A 17,088-nucleotide genomic window follows, 5' to 3' on the forward strand; every position below is an offset into this window, starting at 1 on the left:
GTCCTTAGAGATTCAGTCAGTGGAGCTGGCGAAGGCCGTCGGGGAACCGACGCCGCTTCGCAGACTGCCGTCGAGATAGGCCGCGCGGCAGGCGCGGTGCCCGATCTTGCCGCTGGAGGTGCGCGGAATCGTTCCCGACTGCACCAGCAACAGGTCGCGCACGGTCACACCGTGGCGCACGGCGATCGCGGCCCGGATGTCGTCGGCGATGGGCTGGTAGTCCATCTTGTGCGAGCCGGCCGCGCGCTCGGCGACGATCACCAGCTGCTCGGAGCCGTCGTCGGGGTCGTACTTGATGCCGGCGTGCGGGTTGTCGAACACTTCCTTCGGCAGTTGGTTGGCCGGCACCGAGAAGGCGGCGACGTAACCGGTGCGCAGCGCCTTGCTGGCCTCCTGCGCCGAATATTCGAGGTCCTGCGGGTAGTGGTTGCGGCCGTCGATGATGACGAGGTCCTTGATGCGGCCCGCGATGTAGAGGTGGCCCTTGTGGTAGGTGCCGTAGTCGCCGGTCTTGACCCACATGCCGTCGTCGGGGGCCCCCTCGGCGTGCGACTGGCTGATCCGCGACTTGAGGATGTTGCGGAAGACGTCGTTGGTCTCTTCTTCCTTTCCCCAGTAGCCGATGCCCAGGTTGTTCCCGTGCAGCCAGATCTCGCCGATCTGACCGTCGGGCAGCTCGCTGGCCGTCTCCGGGTCGACGATGACGGCCCACTCGTCGACACCGATGACGCCGGCCGACACCTGCGGAACGGCCTTCGGCGAATCGGCGGGCACCTCGACGAAGCGCTGCTTGTTCAGCTCGTCACGGTCGACGTGGATGACCGTGGGGGCCTCGTCCATCGGCGTCGTGGAGACGAACAGCGTCGCCTCGGCCAGGCCGTAGGACGGCTTGATCGCGGTCTCCCGCAGACCGTAGGGCGAGAACGCCTCGTAGAACTTGCGCATCGACGCCGGGGACACCGGCTCGCTGCCGTTGAGGATCGCCTTGACGTTGCTCAGGTCCAGCGGCGGATCGCCCTCCTTGGGCACCCCGCGGACCGCGGCGTGCTCGAACGCGAAGTTCGGCGCCACGGTAATGACTTCGCAGTCCGGGGCGTCCTCGGGCTTACGCGCCATCTCGCGGATCCACCGGCCGGGCCGGCGCACGAAGGCGGCCGGGGTCATGAAGGTGAAGTTGTGGCCGATCACCGGTGACAGCAGGGCTGTGATCAACCCCATGTCATGGAAGAACGGCAGCCAGGACAGGCCGCGGTCGGCCTCCTTGCCTTCCAGGCCGTTGAGCACCTGCAGCACGTTGGTGGGCAGGTTGAGGTGCGTGATCGCCACGCCGGTCGGGGTGCGGGTGGAGCCGGAGGTGTACTGCAGGTAGGCGATCGTGTTCTCGGTGGCCTCCGGCGGCTCCCAGGTCGACGCGACTTCGTTGGGGACCGCGTCGACGGCGATGACGCGGGGGCGCTCCTTGGCCGAACGGGCGCGGATGAACTTGCGGACGCCCTCGGCTGCCTCGGTGGTGGTCAGGATCGTCGACGGGGTGCAGTCGTCGAGCACGGCATGCAGGCGCCCGACGTGGCCCGGCTCGCTGGGGTCGAACAGCGGCACCGCGATCCGGCCGGCGTACAGCGCGCCGAAGAGTGCCACGAGGTAGTCCAGGTTCTGCGGGCACAGGATGGCGATGCGGTCGTCGGGGTGGGTGACCTGCTGCAGCCGGGCGCCCACGGCGCGGTTGCGGGCGCTGAACTCCGACCAGGAGATGTCGCAGGCGACACCGTCTCGCTCGGTGGAGAAATCCAGGAACCGGTAGGCAAGCTTGTCGCCGCGAACCTTCGCCCACTTCTCAACGTGCTTGACCAAGTTCGTGTTGTCGGGGAACTTGATCTTTCCATTCACGATGAACGGGTTGTGGTACACCATGCCGCTCTCCTGTCGCACCTGTTTTCGGTCGGCTCTGCCGACGCTTTGTTTTTAGGCCGGCTCCCGCCGACGGCTTCGTTCTTCCGCCGGCTGTACCGACCGCTACATGTCTAATCACACGCGCCAGACCTCGCACGGCACCCGGTTGGGGACGCCGGTGATTGCCAGCCCAAGCCAGCATCCACCCCGAACGGGTGCGCTACAAAGGTCCGATAGCTCTTAAATTCCTCTTAATGTTACGGGGCTGCCCACGGCAGACCAAATCACAAGGTACCGCTGATCGACATCGGCAACCGCCACCTGATGCTTGTGTCCCGCCGCGCCGATCATCCGTGTTTGGGTTGTGGCGCATTTGCAATCAGACCGTGAGCCCAGTTGAGCGTCCAGTCGGTCGCCGGAGCCCCGTCGATGCTCCAGCACTGCGTCGTTGCGTACAGCGCGTGGACCGGCTGACCGGCCCCGCCGGCCAAGGTGTTCAGCGTCGTGGGCAGGTTCGCGATGCTGAACGCCTCCTCAGGAGCGGCGCAGATCAGGTCGCCCGGCGCGCAGATTTCGTTGGTCTTGCCGTTGAGGTCGCCGAAACCGCCCGGCCGCTCACCGGTCATCGTGAGGCCCATTCCGGACAGGATGGGCACCTCGTGCAACGTGATCTCAGCGCCCTGCCCCGGCGGGTTGGGCCCAATGTCGTTGCCGACCCCGATCTGGCGACGGCCGTCAGCGATCAACGTCACACCCAACACCAGGTCGTCGTCGACGGGTCCGCGCCCGTTGCCGATATCGCTGGCGATGTCGCCCATGATCACGGCGCCCTGCGAAAACCCCATCAGCACGTAGCTGGTCAACGGGCATTTGGCGTTCATGTCGGTGATCGCCTGCACAGTCGCGCGGGTGCCTTCGGCCCGGCTGGCGTTGTAGGACATCTGCGTGTCCCCACTCAGCGGATTGTGAAACTGCGCGGTGTAGGGGGTGGTGTAAGCCTGCACCCGCGACGACGGGAACTGCTGGGTGAGGGTCGCGGTCGCCTTGTGCAGCAGTGCCATGGGGAATTGGACAGGGCTGGCGGGGTCGTCCTGCACCGAGGACTCCCACGTGCCGGGAACGTTGACCAACAGCACGTCTGGGCAGGAAGCGTCCTGAGACGCGGGTCGCGGCTTGTGCGGATGCGTCGTGGTCGACGTCGGGGGCAGGACCCCGGGCGGGACCGCGCTGGGCTCCGAGGAGTGCCCGCGCAGCAAGGTCACCGCGGCCCAGATGCCCAGCAGGACGACGGCAGCGACCGACAGTGCGGCGATCCAGGCGAGGGTGCGTTGCCGCTTACGCCGCGCGCTTGTAGCCATGTTCTCCTGCCAGCAGTGTCGGTGGATCGCAGCTACGCGGTCCTCCCGACCCCTGCTGCACCCCCTACACGGTACCGGTTCGGCCGGGTGGGCCAGCCGGGCGCGACCCGCCAGAGCGGGCTGGGCAGCGGCTCGCGATCGCCGCTAGCGAATGGCGCCGACGATCTCGCCCGACATCGCGCCGAGCTGACCCGACCACGAACCCCAGCCGTTGTCACCGCCGCCGGGGAAGTCGAAGTGGCCGTTGTGGCCGCCGTTGCTCCGGTACTGCTGATAGAACTCCCGCGAACTGCCCATCGCCGCGCCGGCCTGGCCGATCATCGCGGCGTCGTCGCCGCCCATGTTCGTCGGGCTGTAGACCCAGACTCGGGTGTTGTTCTGCGCCAGCAGCGAGGCGTGCACGTAGGGGTCGTGCCACTTCCACCGGCCCAGCTGCGGGGCTCCCCACATGCCGTTGCCGTCGATGCCGCCGAACTGCTGCAGGCCGGCCAGGATCGCGCCGTTGTAGTTGGTGCTCGACGGGTAGAGGAACCCGGACAGCGATCCGGCGAAGCCGAAGCGGTCGGGATGGAAGGCGGCCAGCGCCATCGCGCCATACCCGCCCTGCGAGGCACCGACGGCGGCGTGGCCGCCAGGCGCCAGGCCCTTGTTGGCCGCCAGCCAATCAGGCAGCTCGCTGGACAGGAAGGTGTCCCACTGCTTGCTGCCGTCCTGCTCCCAGTTGGTGTACATGCTCCACGCGCCGCCGGCCGGGGCCACCACCGAGATGCCCTTGCCGCCGAGCGTGTTCATCGCGTTACCGGCGGTGACCCAGTTGCTCACGTCCGGGGCCGCGTTGAAGGCGTCCAGCAGGTAGACCGCGTGCGGGCCCCCGGCCATGAAGGCCACCGGAATGTCGCGGCCCATCGCCGCCGACGGAACCATCAGGCTTTCGTAGCCCGCCGCCCTGGCTTTGCCGACGGTTGCCGCGGTCTGTAGCGCGAAGGCCAACCCGACGGCCAACACGGCAACGCAGAACACCCGGAAAAGCGCCGACATACCCCGCACGACCGTCATGTCCACCCTCCATCGTGTAGTCGCTGAAAGCACATTAGCCAGGGCCGTAGTTCCCCCGCGCGCCGGGTAGTGAAACAAGTCACATACGCCGCAAACGACTAGCGGCGGAAACCCTCAGGGTTTCCGCCGCTGGTCGTGCTGCTTGGCGTGTTTAGGTGCCCTGGCCGTTACCGGCGTTGGTGGTAGCGGCCGTGGCCGGACCCGCACCCGGGGTAGCGCCCAGCGTCGACTGCAGGTCAGGCAGCATCGCGTGCACCTGCGCGCCCCAGTAGGGCCAGTCGTGGGTGCCGTTGGCGTCGAAGTTCCACACCGCGTTGTGGCCACCGGCGCCGTTGTAGGCGTCCTGGAACTTCAGGTTGCTGGTCCGCACGAACCCCTCGAGGAACTTCGCGGGCAGGTTGTCCCCACCCAGGTCCGAGGGCTTGCCGTTACCGCAGTACACCCAGATGCGGGTGTTGTTGGCGACCAGCTTGCCGACCTGAAGCGACGGGTCGTTGCGGGCCCAGGCCGGGTCCTCCTTGGGACCCCACATGTCGGCCGTCTTGTAGCCACCGGCGTCACCCATGGCGAGGCCGATCAGCGACGGGCCCATCCCCTGCGACGGGTCCAGCAGCGCCGACAGCGAGCCGGCGTAAACGAACTGCTGCGGGTGGTAGGCGGCCAGGATCAGCGCCGACGAACCGGCCATCGACAGACCGACCACGGCGCTGCCGGTCGGCTTCACCTGCTTCTGCGACGAGAGGTACTGGGGCAGCTCGCTGGTCAGGAAGGTCTCCCACTTGTAGGTGGTGCAGCCGGCCTTACCGCAGGCGGGCTTGTACCAGTCGGAGTAGAAGCTGGACTGGCCACCGACCGGCAGGGCAACCGAAATGCCGGACTGCAGGTACCACTCGAACACCGGGGTGTTGATGTCCCAACCATTGAAGTCGTCCTGCGCGCGCATACCGTCGAGCAGGTACAACGCCGGCGAGTTGGCGCCACCGCTCTGGAACTGAACCTTGATGTCGCGGCCCATTGCGGCGGACGGAACCTGTAGGTATTCCACCGGCAGACCCGGGCGGGAGAAGGCCCCGGCGGTCGCCGAGCCTCCGACGGCGCCAATCAGGCCCGAGAGTAGCGCCGCACCCGCGGCCGCCACGACGAGCCGGCGCGGCATATCCGCCACGGCGCCGCGCAATCTGTCGACAAGCGTCATCCTTGCTTCCTCATCCTTCTTGCGGCCTTTCGGCGCATTTCACCGATCGGTCACTGTCTTGATTGGTCGAACTGCCTGCACTAACCCGAAGGCACGGCTCCTGCTCGGGCCCTTTCGGCCCGCATCGTCGCCGCGCTAAGCGCAGGAGTGCCCGTGTAGTCAACCACACGTTGTGCCATTCGGTCGCATCGAGGCACGGGCACCAACCGTCGAGCGGCCCTCCCACCCAGCGGTTTTCAATTCGAACATGTGTCTAAAAGGCGGTGTTCTCACATGTGCTTGATTGCCGTTGCCAGCTGGTGAGAGGCCAAATGTGATGTTGCTGCCATTCTTTCGCGGCCGGCGCGCTGTGATCTGTTCGGCGTTTGCCGAAATTTCTTCTGCGCGACGCTTACTCGCGAGGTGGGGGCGGCGCCTCTTCGGGTACCGGTAGCCCGCACCGGGCCAGTTCGTAGCGCGGCACCCGGTCAATCCGGTACTTGGTGAACCGGAAGGAATTCACCAGGTTGGACAGGAAGCGGTGCGGGGTCATCGGTGCGCGCACCGAGCTGAGCACCGCCTTTGTCTCCGGGCATTGCAGCGCCGAGACTGCCTCTGCGACCCACTGTTGGTCCAGGTAGCCCGGAATCCCCGGAGGCAATTTCACCCAAGGGCCGTCGGCGATCACCCAGTCGGGAAAGAGGTTCTTGTCGTGCCCGATGCGGCCGTGCTTGAGCCGTTCGGTGTGTTGCGCAAGCGGATTCGCCAAGCCGATCTGATCGATCACCCTGACATCGAGCCCGACGTTCATGCCGACCATGCCTAGGTTGGTGAAAAACACTGCATGCTGGGGTTTTTGTGCGGACTTGTCGCCGGGTGGGGCCTGGGCCTGCGGAACCAGGTCCCACTGGATGTAGTTGCCCGACGGCAACAGCAGCGCGCCTTCGGGGGTGTTGTTGAGGGCGGTCAGGATGGCCGCCATCCGCGGATAGCCCAGGTAGTCCGCCGCGGTCAGCGGGTGCGCGTTGCCGGTGGCCTGGGAGTAGAACCGGCGTTCGTCGACGATCCCGGAGTAGGTGACGTGGGTGGCATCGTCGCCCATTCCGGGTGAATTCGCCGCCCACAGCGACCATCCGGCCAGTCCCAGCCACAGCGCGCCGGCGGCGCCGGCAACCCAGTTACCGGTCTCCCGCGAGTAGTCCTGGCCGTCCGGGATGGCGATCGGTACGACCGCGACCGGAGCCAGCAGACAGAACAGCGGGGCCAGCAGCACCCGGGCGTGCATGAAGTCGCCGCCTTGGCGGATCCAGTAGAGGGCCTGCACCAGACCGCTGACCACCACCCACGCCACCACCGCGGGCGGGCTGTGCACAGCACGGGCCACCCGCCCGTAGTCGGGCGCCAGCGCGGGGCGCAGGAACGACGGCCGCCGGCGGGCTGCGAACAGCAGCACGCCCAGCGGTACGAGGAGCACCAAAGGAATCCACACCGCGTACGGCGCGTCGAAATTGGAGAGGTAGATCATGCCTTGCGACCACTTGTCCCCGGCCGCGTCTTTGGCCAGGGCGGTGCCGGGCACCAGCAGGCCGTAATAGCCCATCCGGAAGATCTCGTAAGCGACCGGCACGAAACCGCCGGCCACCACGATCAGCACCCGGCGGCGCCAGGTCCGGGCGGCGACGAGCATCATGATCAGCGCCAGGCCGCCCATGAGCGCCAGTTCCGGCCGGACCAGCACGCTGAAGCCGGCAACGAACGCGAGCAGGCCGGCGAACACCTTGTTATCCGCGCGGTTACGCACCGGCTGCGCCCAGCAGACCATCATCCACCACAACAGCCCGAGATAGGTCAGCGCCAAACCGCTCTCCAGACCGGACGTGGCGAAGTCCCGCGCCGGAGGCAGCGCGATGTACACCAGCGCGCCGGCGGGCAACATGATGGCCTTGCGGGCCCGCAAGCTCGGCGCGTACAGCCGCGCGGCGCCCAGCATCAGCAGCGCCACACCCACGATCGACAGCACCAGCGCGAGCGCGAGGGCCACGTACTCCATGCGCAGCGGGCCGCCGACCCAGCTGCCGACATACATCAGGTAGGTCCAGGCGGTGGAGGTGTTGGCCTCCACCCGCTCACCCTGGTTGAACACCGGTCCGTTGCCCGCGAGCAGATTACGCACCGTGCGCAGCACGATGAGGCCGTCGTCGGCGATCCACCGACGCTGCCAACTTCCCCAGCCGAACAGCACGGCGACCAATGCCACGCTGATCCACAGGCTGACCCGCACCATGGTGGTGTACGGAAACACCGGCCAGCCGGGCCGCCTGATCACCGGCCGGCTGCGCATCATCCGCGCTTTGAGAGCCTGCAGTTCGGGGCTAACCGAAGGCAACGGCGGCTCCGACTGTTGCGATCCACGCCAAAAACAGCAGCTGCAGCACCCTGTCACGCAGCGCGATGTCTTCGGGTTCGCCGGCCAGCCCACCGTCCACGTCGACTGCGTAGCGCAGGATCGCGATGGTGAACGGGACCATGGACACCGCGAACCAAGACCCCGAGTGGCGGTCGCGTTCGAACGCCCACAGGCCGTAGCAGATCACCACCGCGGTGGCCGACAGCGTCCAGACGAAGCGCAGATAGGTGCTGGTGTAGCTCTCCAGCGACTTGCGTATCGCCGCCCCGGTGCGCTCCGCGAGCTGCAATTCGGCGTAGCGCTTGCCGGCCACCATGAACAGCGAAGCGAATGCGGCCGACAACAGGAACCACTGCGACAGCGGGATGTCGGTGGCCACACCGCCGGCGATGGCCCGCAGCAGATATGCCGACGACACGATGCAAATGTCAAGCACGGCTTGATGTTTGAGGCCGAAACAATAGGCCAGCTGCATGGCGAGGTAGACGGCCATCACCAGCGCCAGGTTCGGCGTCACAAGCCATGCGATGCCCAGCGAAGCCGCGCCCAGCAGCACCGCCAAGCAGTAGGCCAGCCACTCGGGGACGATGCCCGCCGCGATCGGGCGGAACCTTTTGGTCGGGTGCTCGCGGTCGGCCTCGACGTCGCGCACATCGTTGACCAGATAGACCGACGACGCCGCCAGGCTGAACACCACGAACGCCAACGCCACCTGCGTGAGCATCTGCGCGTAGTCATACCGAATACCACTGCCCAGCCCGGCCACCGGCGCGGCCAGCACCAACACGTTCTTCACCCACTGCCGGGGGCGTATCGCCTTGATCACCCCGGTGACCAGGTTGCCCGGCGGTCGGGTCACGACGTCCTCACTCATTCGGCTCCACCTCTTGCGACCTCTTGTGCGCGGCGCGCGATCGCCGCAACAACGGCACCGAGGGCGATGCCGAAGGCCACGTCGCTGGGGTAGTGCACGCCCAGCAGCATCCGTGACAACGCCATCGGCGGCACTAGGACCGCGGGCAGCGGCAAACCAGTGGTCCGGCCCAGCAGAATCGCCGCGGCGGTGGTCGAAGTGGCGTGTGCGGACGGGAAACTCAGTTGGCTCGGCGTGCCGACGTTCACCACGACGGCGGGATCGTGCGGCCGCAAGCGGCGCACGATCCGCTTGACGATGACGGCGGCGGCGTGTGCGACGAACGCCCCTGCCCCGGCCACCAGCCAGTCCCGTCGCCGCCTCGGTGAAAGCACCGCGCCGAGCGCGGCGACGCCCACCCAGCCGATGCTGTGCTCACCGAAGTGGGACAGTGCGCGCGCCACGGGGAGCACGCCGGGACGATCGCTGAGTGCGGCCTGGACGGCGACGAGCGCGGCCACCTCGCCGCGCGGCGCCTCTGCGGCGGCGGCCTCATGCATGTTCGGCAGCCGGCTGGGGGCTCCGCCCGCTTGCGGGGGACAACGCCGTCTCCCACTTCTGCTTGCTGGACAACACGGGCAGCGCGCCGCGGTACACCGTGCGCATTTCGTCGAACCTGCTGAGCAGTTGACGCTGACGGCGCAGCGAGGCGAACAACAGCGAGAACATCTTTCGCCGGTCCCGCTGGCGGTAGACAACGCCGCAACCGTCGGCCGTGGTGACCGTCACGCCGTCGACGGTGCACAGCCGGAACCAGCGCGCATCCTGGGTCGGCACATTGAACTCGGGCCGCGTGCGGGACTGCGGGTCGGCCTTCGTCATGTTGTGCAGGATTCCGCGGGCCAGCCGGTAGCCGATCGACACCGGGTTCACCGGCGGCCTCATCGCCTTGGTCTTGTGCTGCGGCGAAGCGAGTTCGCTGGCTGCCGGCAGCACGACGGCGTCCGGGTATTCCTTGCGCAGGCGATGCACCTCGGGCAGCGCGGATTCCAGGATCGAGAAGATGTGTTCGGGCCCAGCGAGGAAGTCATCGATGGCCCGGTTCTGGATTGCGACCGTCGAATATTCAAGGCAGGCAAGGTGTTTCAGTGTCGCCTTGAGGTGGCTGCGGACCAGGCCCGTGATGTCGCCATCCCAGTGCAACGATGCCACCACCAACCGGTTGCGCAGGTGGAAGTAGGCCTGCCAGTCGATGGCGTCGTCCTTGTCGCTCCAGGCCATGTGCCAGATCGCGGCGCCGGGCAGCGTGACGGTGGGGTAACCGTGCTCACCGGCGCGCAGACCGTACTCGGCGTCGTCCCATTTGATGAACAACGGCAGCGGCTGGCCCAGTTCCTCGGCGACCTGGCGCGGGATCATGCACGTCCACCAGCCGTTGAAGTCGACGTCGATGCGACGGTGCAGCAGTGCGCTGCGATCGTTCTTGTCGTTCAACGGAAATCTGGCGAAGTCGTGGTCGTACTCGGCGTGCGGCGCGGCGGTCCACATGAAGTTCGATTGGTTGACGACCTCCCCCATGATGTGCAGGTGTGACGGCTCCTGCAGGTTCAGCATCTGCCCGCCGATCAGCGTCGGCGTCTTGGCGAAACGGTTGAGCGCCAGCACCCGCAGGATCGTGTCCGGCTCGATGCGGATGTCGTCGTCCATGAACAGAATCTGTTGACAGTCCGTGTTTTTCAGCGCCTCGTACATCACCCGGCTGTAGCCACCGGAGCCGCCGAGGTTCGGCTGGTTGTGGATGGACAGCCGGTTGCCCAGGCCCGCGGCCGCCGCCGCGAAGTCCGGGTGGTCACGCACCTTGCGCACCCCCTGGTCCGGGACGATGACCGCACCAATCACCTGGTCCACCAACGGATCTGCGGTGAGATCGGCCAGCGCGTTGACGCAGTCGGCGGGGCGGTTGAATGTGGGGATGCCGACGGCGATGTTGGCGATGCCCGGAGCGGGCTCGGTGGCATACCAGCCGCCGCTGATCAGGTTGACCGCGGTGTCGGTGGTGATGTCGAACCAGATCCAGCCACCGTCCTCGAAAGGCTTGAGCGCCACCTCGATTTCGACGATCGCCGGCTGCTCGTCGGTGCCGACGAATTGGCGGCCTTCCACCGAGATGCGCACCCCGGTGGCCTTGGTCCGATAGACGTCGACGCGTCCCGTTCCGGTCAGCTCGACCCGCAGCACCACCGACTGACAGATGGACCACCGCCGCCAGTAACTGGCCGGGAACGCGTTGAAGTAGGTGGCGAACGACACCTCGGACTCTTTGCCGATCTCCAGCGAGGTACGGCTGGTGGCGTGCGCGCGCCGGGCGTTGGTCGTCGACTCCTCCAGGTACAGCTTGCGCACGTCGAGCGGCTCGCCGGGACGCGGCAGGATGATCCGGGACAGCAGGCTCACGGCAGTCATTCAGCGCGCGCCTTCCTCTTTGTTCTGGGCTTCGGTCAGGGATGCGCCGTCGCGCAGGTGCGGCGCGAGGACGTTGTCGTACATGTTCAGCGCGCTGGCGATGGCCATGTGCATATCCAGGTATTGGTACGTGCCCAGCCGGCCGCCGAACAGTACCTTCGACGTCGCGGTCTCGGACTTGGCCCGGGCTCGATACGCGGCCAACACGGCACGGTCGGCCTCGGTGTTGATCGGATAGTAGGGCTCGTCGTCGTCCTCGGCGAAGCGCGAATACTCCCGCATGATCACGGTCTTGTCGGCGGGATAGTCGCGCTCGGTGTGGAAGTGGCGGAATTCGTGGATGCGGGTGTATGGCACGTCGGGGTCGTTGTAGTTCATCACCGGCGTGCCCTGGAAATCCCCGATAGGCAGCACTTCCACCTCGAAGTCGAGGGTGCGCCAGCCCAGTCGCCCCTCGGCGTAGTCGAAGTAACGGTCCAGCGGCCCGGTGTAGACGACCGGCGCGTCGGGACTGTCCGCGCGGAGTTCGTCGCGCACGTCGAACCAGTCCGTGTCCAGCCTGACCTCGATGCGGTCGTCGGCGGCCATGTTGCGCAGCCAGGCGGTGTAGCCGTCGACGGGCAGGCCCTCGTAGGTGTCGGAAAAGTAGCGGTTGTCGAAGGTGTAGCGCACCGGCAGCCGGGTGATGTTCGCGGCGGGCAGCTCCTTGGGGTCGGTCTGCCACTGCTTGGCCGTGTACCCCTTTACGAACGCCTCGTAGAGCGGTCGGCCGATCAGCGAGATCGCCTTCTCCTCGAGGTTTTGCGCGTCGGCGGTATCGATCTCGGCGGCCTGCTCGGCGATGAGCTTGCGGGCTTCGTCCGGGGTGAAGTACTTGCCGAAGAACTGCGACACCAGGCCCAGCCCCATCGGGAACTGGTAGGCCTGCCCGTTGTGCATCGCGAAGACCCGGTGGCGGTAGTCGGTGAAGTCGGTGAACTGCCGCACGTAGTCCCAGACCCGCTTGTTTGAGGTGTGGAACAGGTGCGCACCGTACTTGTGCACCTCGATGCCGGTGTGGGGCTCGGCTTCTGAGTAGGCGTTGCCACCGATGTGCGGTCGGCGGTCCACGACGAGGACGCGCTTCCCGAGTTGGGTAGCCACGCGCTCGGCAATGGTCAGTCCGAAGAATCCAGAGCCGACGACGAAAAGATCGAAACGAGCGGTCATCGGTTGCTTAGGGTATCCGACCGAGTGGCCCTAACCCATTTGGCGAGGCCATGCAGCGGCATTGGCTCTATGACGACGATCGTTGCGGCGCCTGGGATCCGCGATCACAGTCGTGGTCGCAATTGCCTCACGATTCAATATCACCACTCTAGTAACAGCATCACCACTCGTACCATCGACTTTGTGTGATTCCGCCGGATAGGAGCGGTGGGACGCGCCGACACAACACATAGTCAGATTGAGGAGACTTCCGTGCCGAACCGACGCCGACGCAAGCTCTCAACAGCCATGAGCGCGGTTGCCGCCCTGGCAGTGGCGAGTCCTTGCGCATACTTCCTTGTTTACGAATCAACCGCCGGCAACAAGGCGCCCGAGCATCACGCGTTCAAGCAGGCCGCGGTGATGAGCGATCTGCCCGGTGAGCTGATGGGCGCGCTGTCGCAGGGCTTGTCGCAATTCGGGATCAACCTGCCCCCGGTGCCCGCCTTGAGCGGGGGTGCTGCCGGCACGCCGGGTCTCGCCAGCCCCAGCCTGGGCACTCCGGGTCTCGGGACCCCGGGCCTGGGGACGACGGGTCTGACCAATCCGGCAATGACCAGCCCCGGCTTGGCCAGCCCCGGCTTGGCCAGCCCCGGCTTGGCTAGCCCCGGCTTGGCCAGCCCCGGCTTGGCTAGCCCCGGCTTGGCCAGCCCCGGCACGGCGCCCATGACGCCCGGGCTCACCGCGCCCGGCGCGTTGCCGACCACCCCTGGTGGCGGCCCCGCGCCCCCGGGCGCCGGACTCAACCCCGCGCTCTCCAACCCCGGGCTGACCAGCCCGGCTGGGGTCACACCGGGCCTGGGTGCCCCGGCGATGTCGCCGAGCGAGGTGCCGATCGACTCTGGGGCCGGGTTGGATCCGGGCGCCGGTGGCACCTACCCGATCCTGGGCGACCCGTCCACCTTCGGTAACGCTTCGCCGATTGGTGGCGGCGGTACCGGCCTGGGCGCTGGCTCCGGCACCGGTGGCGGTGCCAGTGGCGGTCTGGTCAACGACGTGATGCAGGCCGCCAACCAGCTGGGCGCCGGCCAGGCGATCGACCTGCTCAAGGGCTTGGTCATGCCGGCCATCACGCAGGGCATGCACGGCGGCGCCGGAGCCGCGAGTGCCCTGCCGGGCGCCGCGGGTGCCCTGCCGGGTGCGGCGGGTGCCTTGCCGGGTGTGGCGGGTGCGCTGCCGGGTGCGGCGGGTGCCCTGCCGGGCGCTGCGGGTGCCTTGCCGGGTGTGGCGGGCGCGCTGCCGGGTGCCGCGGGTGCCCTGCCGGGCGCCGCTGCTGGTGCTCTCCCTGCCGCCGCGGGTGCGGCCGGTGCACTGCCGGCGGCCGCCGGTGCCCTACCGGCACTGCCCCCGGTCTAATCCATTTCAAACTCTCCACAAGACGGCACCGCAGATGATCTGCGGTGCCGTCGACTTTGTGGAGATTCACCATCCCGCGGCTCGTGTCGTCTCACAGATAACACCAGAAACACACGTAACATCGCCTGGTGCCTCGCAGTCGTGCGCCGACGATGCTGCTCACCGCCGTGGCGGCGACCGTCCTCCTCGTCTCGTGGGTGACGGACCCGACCCGCGATCGCGGTACCGCCGGCCCGCCGGCTTCGCACGGCACCCAACTCGTGGAGCAACCGCTGATCGGGCTGGGCCCGGGCGTCACGGTTCGCGAAATCAGTCAGGCCACTCCCTTTTCTCTGGTCGCCCTCACCGGCGACCTGGCCGGCACGTCTACCCGCGTGCGCGCGAAGCGCCCCGACGGTTCGTGGGGCCCCTGGTACCAGACCGAGTACGAAACGGCGGCACCCGATCCGGCGCCTCCGGCGGGCACCGAAGAACCGGCCGGGCCGGCCGCCGGCGGCGCGACCGAAGGGCCTCGTGGAACCGATCCGCTGTTCGTCGGCACCACCACGACCGTCCAGATCGCCGTCACCCGCCCGCTCGACGCGACGGTGACCCAAACGCCGCCGGCGCCGCCGAGCGCGAAGGCCGATCTGGGCTACAAACCCGCATCCCGGGAAAAGCCCTTCGGGCAGAACATCTCGGCCGTCCTCATCTCCCCACCACAGGCGCCGGCCAAAACACGTTGGACACCACCAGCCGGAGTCTTGATGCCCGGCCAGGCCCCGCCCATCATCAGCCGAGCCGAGTGGGGCGCCGACGAGTCCCTGCGATGCGGTACCCCGCAGTACGACAACGGGATTCGCGCTGCGGTCGTCCACCACACCGCGGGCAGCAATGACTACTCACCGCTTGAATCAGCCGGGATCGTCAAGGCCATCTACACCTATCACAGCAAGACGCTGGGCTGGTGCGACATCGCCTACAACGCACTGGTCGACAAGTACGGCCAGGTGTTCGAGGGCAGCGCAGGCGGGCTCACCAAGGCGGTCGAGGCCTTCCACACCGGCGGATTCAACCGCAACACCTTCGGTGTGGCGATGATCGGCAACTTCGACGACGTGCCCCCCACGCCGATCCAGCTCAGAATGATGGGCCGGCTGCTCGGCTGGCGGCTGGGCCTGGATGGCGTCGACCCCAAGGGCACGGTGCAACTGGAGTCGGCCGGCAGCCACTACACCACCTTTCCGGCCGGCTCCATCGCAACGCTGCCGACCATCTTCACCCACCGCGACGTCGGCAATACCGATTGTCCGGGCAACGCCGCCTACGCGCTGCTGGACGAAATGCGTGACATCGCATCGCATGTCAACGATCCGCCGGAAGAATTGCTCAAGGCGCTGCAGGGCGGTGCGATCTATGACCACTGGCAAGCGATCGGCGGGATGACCAGCGTGCTGGGCGCGCCGACCTCGCCGGAAGACGACGCCGAAGGCAATGCCCGCTTCGTCACCTTCGCCCGCGGCGCGATGTACTGGTCACCCGAGACCGGCGCCCAGCCGGTCACCGGCGCCATTTACGACGCATGGGGCTCGCAGAGCTACGAACGCGGCCCGCTCGGATTGCCGACCAGCGCGGAAATTCAACAGCCGCTGCAGATTACGCAGAACTTCCAGCACGGCACGCTCAACTATGAGCGGCTGACCGGAGATGTCACCGAGGTCGTGGACGGAATCACGGTTCCACTGACAACCGAATCGCCAAGCGGCCCAACGGTACCGGCCGAGCACTTCTCGCTGCCGTCGCACCCGACGCCGACATAACCGTCGCTAGAGCCACCAGCGTTCCAGCACCCGGCCCACCCCGTCGTCATTGTTGGCGGTGGTGATCTCGTCGGCGGCAGCCTGCACGTCCGGGTGCGCATTGCCCATCGCCACGCCATGTCCCGCCCACCGCAGCATCGGCAGGTCGTTCGGCATGTCGCCGAACGCCACCACCTCCTCGGGAGCGATCTTGCGCGGTCGGGTGATCTCGGCGATGCCGGTGGCTTTGCTGGTCCCCGGCGGCACGATCTCGATCAAACCGTTGTTGGTGGAGTAGGTGATGTCGGCCTCGGCAACGACGTGCTTGGCCAGTTCGGCCGCCATGTCGTCGCTGCGGGCTCCGGACCGGCGGATGAGCAGCTTGATCGCCGGGGCGCTGAGCAGATCCTGGATCGACACCTCGGTATTGTCCGGGTTCAGCCAGGCATGCTCGTAACCGGGAGAGCTGACGAACTGGGGTGTCGCCGTGTCATGCGCACTTTCGCCGATGCGCTCGACGGCCAGCCCCGCGCCGGGGATGACACGGGTCGCCAGCTCGGCCAACTCGGCCAGGGTATCGACGCCCAGGGTGCGCGTGGACATCACCCGATCCGTTTCGGCGTCGTAGATGACGGCGCCGTTGGCGCACACCGAGATCGGCGCGAAGCCCAGCGCGTCGACGACGGGACGTATCCAGCGCGGCGGACGGCCGGTCGCCAGCACGAACTGCGCGCCGCCGGCTACGGCGGCGCGGATGGCGTCGCGGGTGCGCGGGGAGATCTTCTCGTCGTCGTCGAACAGGGTGCCGTCGACGTCGCAAGCGATGAGCACGGGCAGAGTCATCGACACCGCCCGCGTTGGCAGCTGACCGGACCGCTCAATGCAGCCCGCTCTGGGTCTGACCCGGTCGTGTCACGCCGTCGGTTCCGTATCTCTGCATCCGCTCCTGCAACTCGGACAACCGGAGGGCCCGGGAATCCTCCTGGGTGGGCGCGCTGCCGCCCAGTCGCCGCGGTACCCAGAACTCGTCCTTCGGGTGCGGATATTCCTCCTGCACCGAATACAGCAGGTCGTTCATCGCCGAACGCAACAGCAGGTTGAGTTCCTCGGGCGTGCCCCGCGGCGCCAATGGCGGCCCGGCCGCGACGGTGATCGGGACTTTGTTGCGAAACACCTTCTTGGGATGGTCCTTCGGCCAGATGCGATGAGCGCCCCACACCACGATCGGAACGATCGGCACCTGGGCTTCCAGCGCCATGCGCGCCGCCCCGGTCTTGAACTCCCGCAGTTCGAAACTGCGGCTGATGGTGGCCTCGGGATGCATCCCGATCAGCTCGCCCTCGCGCATGCGTTGCACGGCCACATCGAACGCGTCGTGTCCCGACCTCCGATCCACCGGGATCAGCCGAGCGTGATTGATGACGTAGTTGACCGCCTTCACGTCGGCCATTTCCGCCTTGATCATGAAGTACGCGCGCCGCCGGCGCTCACGGACGGCCATCAGC

Annotated in this window: 13 protein-coding genes; 2 read left to right on the forward strand and 11 right to left on the reverse strand. The window is 67.3% G+C overall.

Annotated elements, in window-relative coordinates:
• Positions 1-12 precede the first annotated feature (12 nt).
• The 9 genes from fadD32 to glf all read right to left on the reverse strand — a co-directional run bounded on the left by fadD32 (position 13) and on the right by glf (position 12,410).
• Positions 13-1,911, reverse strand: coding sequence for a long-chain-fatty-acid--AMP ligase FadD32 (gene fadD32 / locus A5652_RS21895; RefSeq protein WP_067356646.1), 1,899 nt, complete (start codon positions 1,909-1,911; stop codon positions 13-15).
• 326 nt (positions 1,912-2,237) lie between these two features.
• Positions 2,238-3,248: a cutinase family protein gene (locus tag A5652_RS21900; RefSeq protein ID WP_067356649.1), complete on the reverse strand. Its 1,011-nt coding sequence runs from the start codon at positions 3,246-3,248 to the stop codon at positions 2,238-2,240.
• A gap of 144 nt (positions 3,249-3,392) precedes the next feature.
• Positions 3,393-4,295: an esterase family protein gene (locus A5652_RS21905; RefSeq protein WP_067356684.1), complete on the reverse strand. Its 903-nt coding sequence runs from the start codon at positions 4,293-4,295 to the stop codon at positions 3,393-3,395.
• 160 nt (positions 4,296-4,455) lie between these two features.
• A complete protein-coding gene (gene ag85A / locus A5652_RS21910; protein ID WP_067356652.1) occupies positions 4,456-5,499 on the reverse strand; it encodes a diacylglycerol acyltransferase/mycolyltransferase Ag85A in 1,044 nt (347 codons plus the stop codon).
• 391 nt (positions 5,500-5,890) lie between these two features.
• Positions 5,891-7,864, reverse strand: a complete 1,974-nt coding sequence (gene aftB, locus A5652_RS21915) for a terminal beta-(1->2)-arabinofuranosyltransferase (RefSeq protein WP_304441781.1) — start codon at positions 7,862-7,864, stop codon at positions 5,891-5,893.
• Entirely contained in the window at positions 7,851-8,759 is a 909-nt protein-coding gene (locus A5652_RS21920; protein WP_067356658.1) for a decaprenyl-phosphate phosphoribosyltransferase, read from the reverse strand. Before A5652_RS21920 ends, aftB begins: the two co-directional genes overlap by 14 nt.
• Complete coding sequence (locus tag A5652_RS21925) at positions 8,756-9,298, reverse strand: phosphatase PAP2 family protein (RefSeq protein WP_197514053.1); 543 nt, start codon at positions 9,296-9,298, stop codon at positions 8,756-8,758. Before A5652_RS21925 ends, A5652_RS21920 begins: the two co-directional genes overlap by 4 nt.
• A complete protein-coding gene (locus A5652_RS21930) occupies positions 9,291-11,201 on the reverse strand; it encodes a glycosyltransferase (protein ID WP_067356662.1) in 1,911 nt (636 codons plus the stop codon). Before A5652_RS21930 ends, A5652_RS21925 begins: the two co-directional genes overlap by 8 nt.
• Positions 11,202-12,410 (reverse strand): UDP-galactopyranose mutase, encoded by a 1,209-nt coding sequence (glf, locus tag A5652_RS21935; protein ID WP_067356667.1) that lies wholly within the window; start codon positions 12,408-12,410, stop codon positions 11,202-11,204. It abuts the gene before it with no gap.
• Positions 12,411-12,662: 252 nt separating this feature from the next.
• Here glf and A5652_RS21940 point away from each other — a divergent pair, with 252 nt between their 5' ends.
• Together A5652_RS21940 and A5652_RS21945 are read left to right on the forward strand one after the other, a co-directional pair.
• Positions 12,663-13,805: a PirG gene (locus A5652_RS21940; protein WP_197514054.1), complete on the forward strand. Its 1,143-nt coding sequence runs from the start codon at positions 12,663-12,665 to the stop codon at positions 13,803-13,805.
• A gap of 128 nt (positions 13,806-13,933) precedes the next feature.
• On the forward strand, positions 13,934-15,604 hold the full coding sequence (locus A5652_RS21945; protein WP_369805850.1) for an N-acetylmuramoyl-L-alanine amidase: 1,671 nt from the start codon (positions 13,934-13,936) through the stop codon (positions 15,602-15,604).
• A 6-nt stretch (positions 15,605-15,610) separates the two neighbouring features.
• Here A5652_RS21945 and A5652_RS21950 read toward each other — a convergent pair whose 3' ends face one another.
• Positions 15,611-16,426 (reverse strand): Cof-type HAD-IIB family hydrolase, encoded by an 816-nt coding sequence (locus tag A5652_RS21950; protein ID WP_067356680.1) that lies wholly within the window; start codon positions 16,424-16,426, stop codon positions 15,611-15,613.
• Positions 16,427-16,460: 34 nt separating this feature from the next.
• On the reverse strand, positions 16,461-17,088 hold a 628-nt coding region (locus A5652_RS21955; protein WP_067356690.1), incomplete at its 5' end, for a 1-acyl-sn-glycerol-3-phosphate acyltransferase.

The sequence above is a fragment of the Mycobacterium sp. 1165178.9 genome (genome assembly GCF_001673555.1).
In the GTDB taxonomy this organism is placed as follows: domain Bacteria; phylum Actinomycetota; class Actinomycetes; order Mycobacteriales; family Mycobacteriaceae; genus Mycobacterium.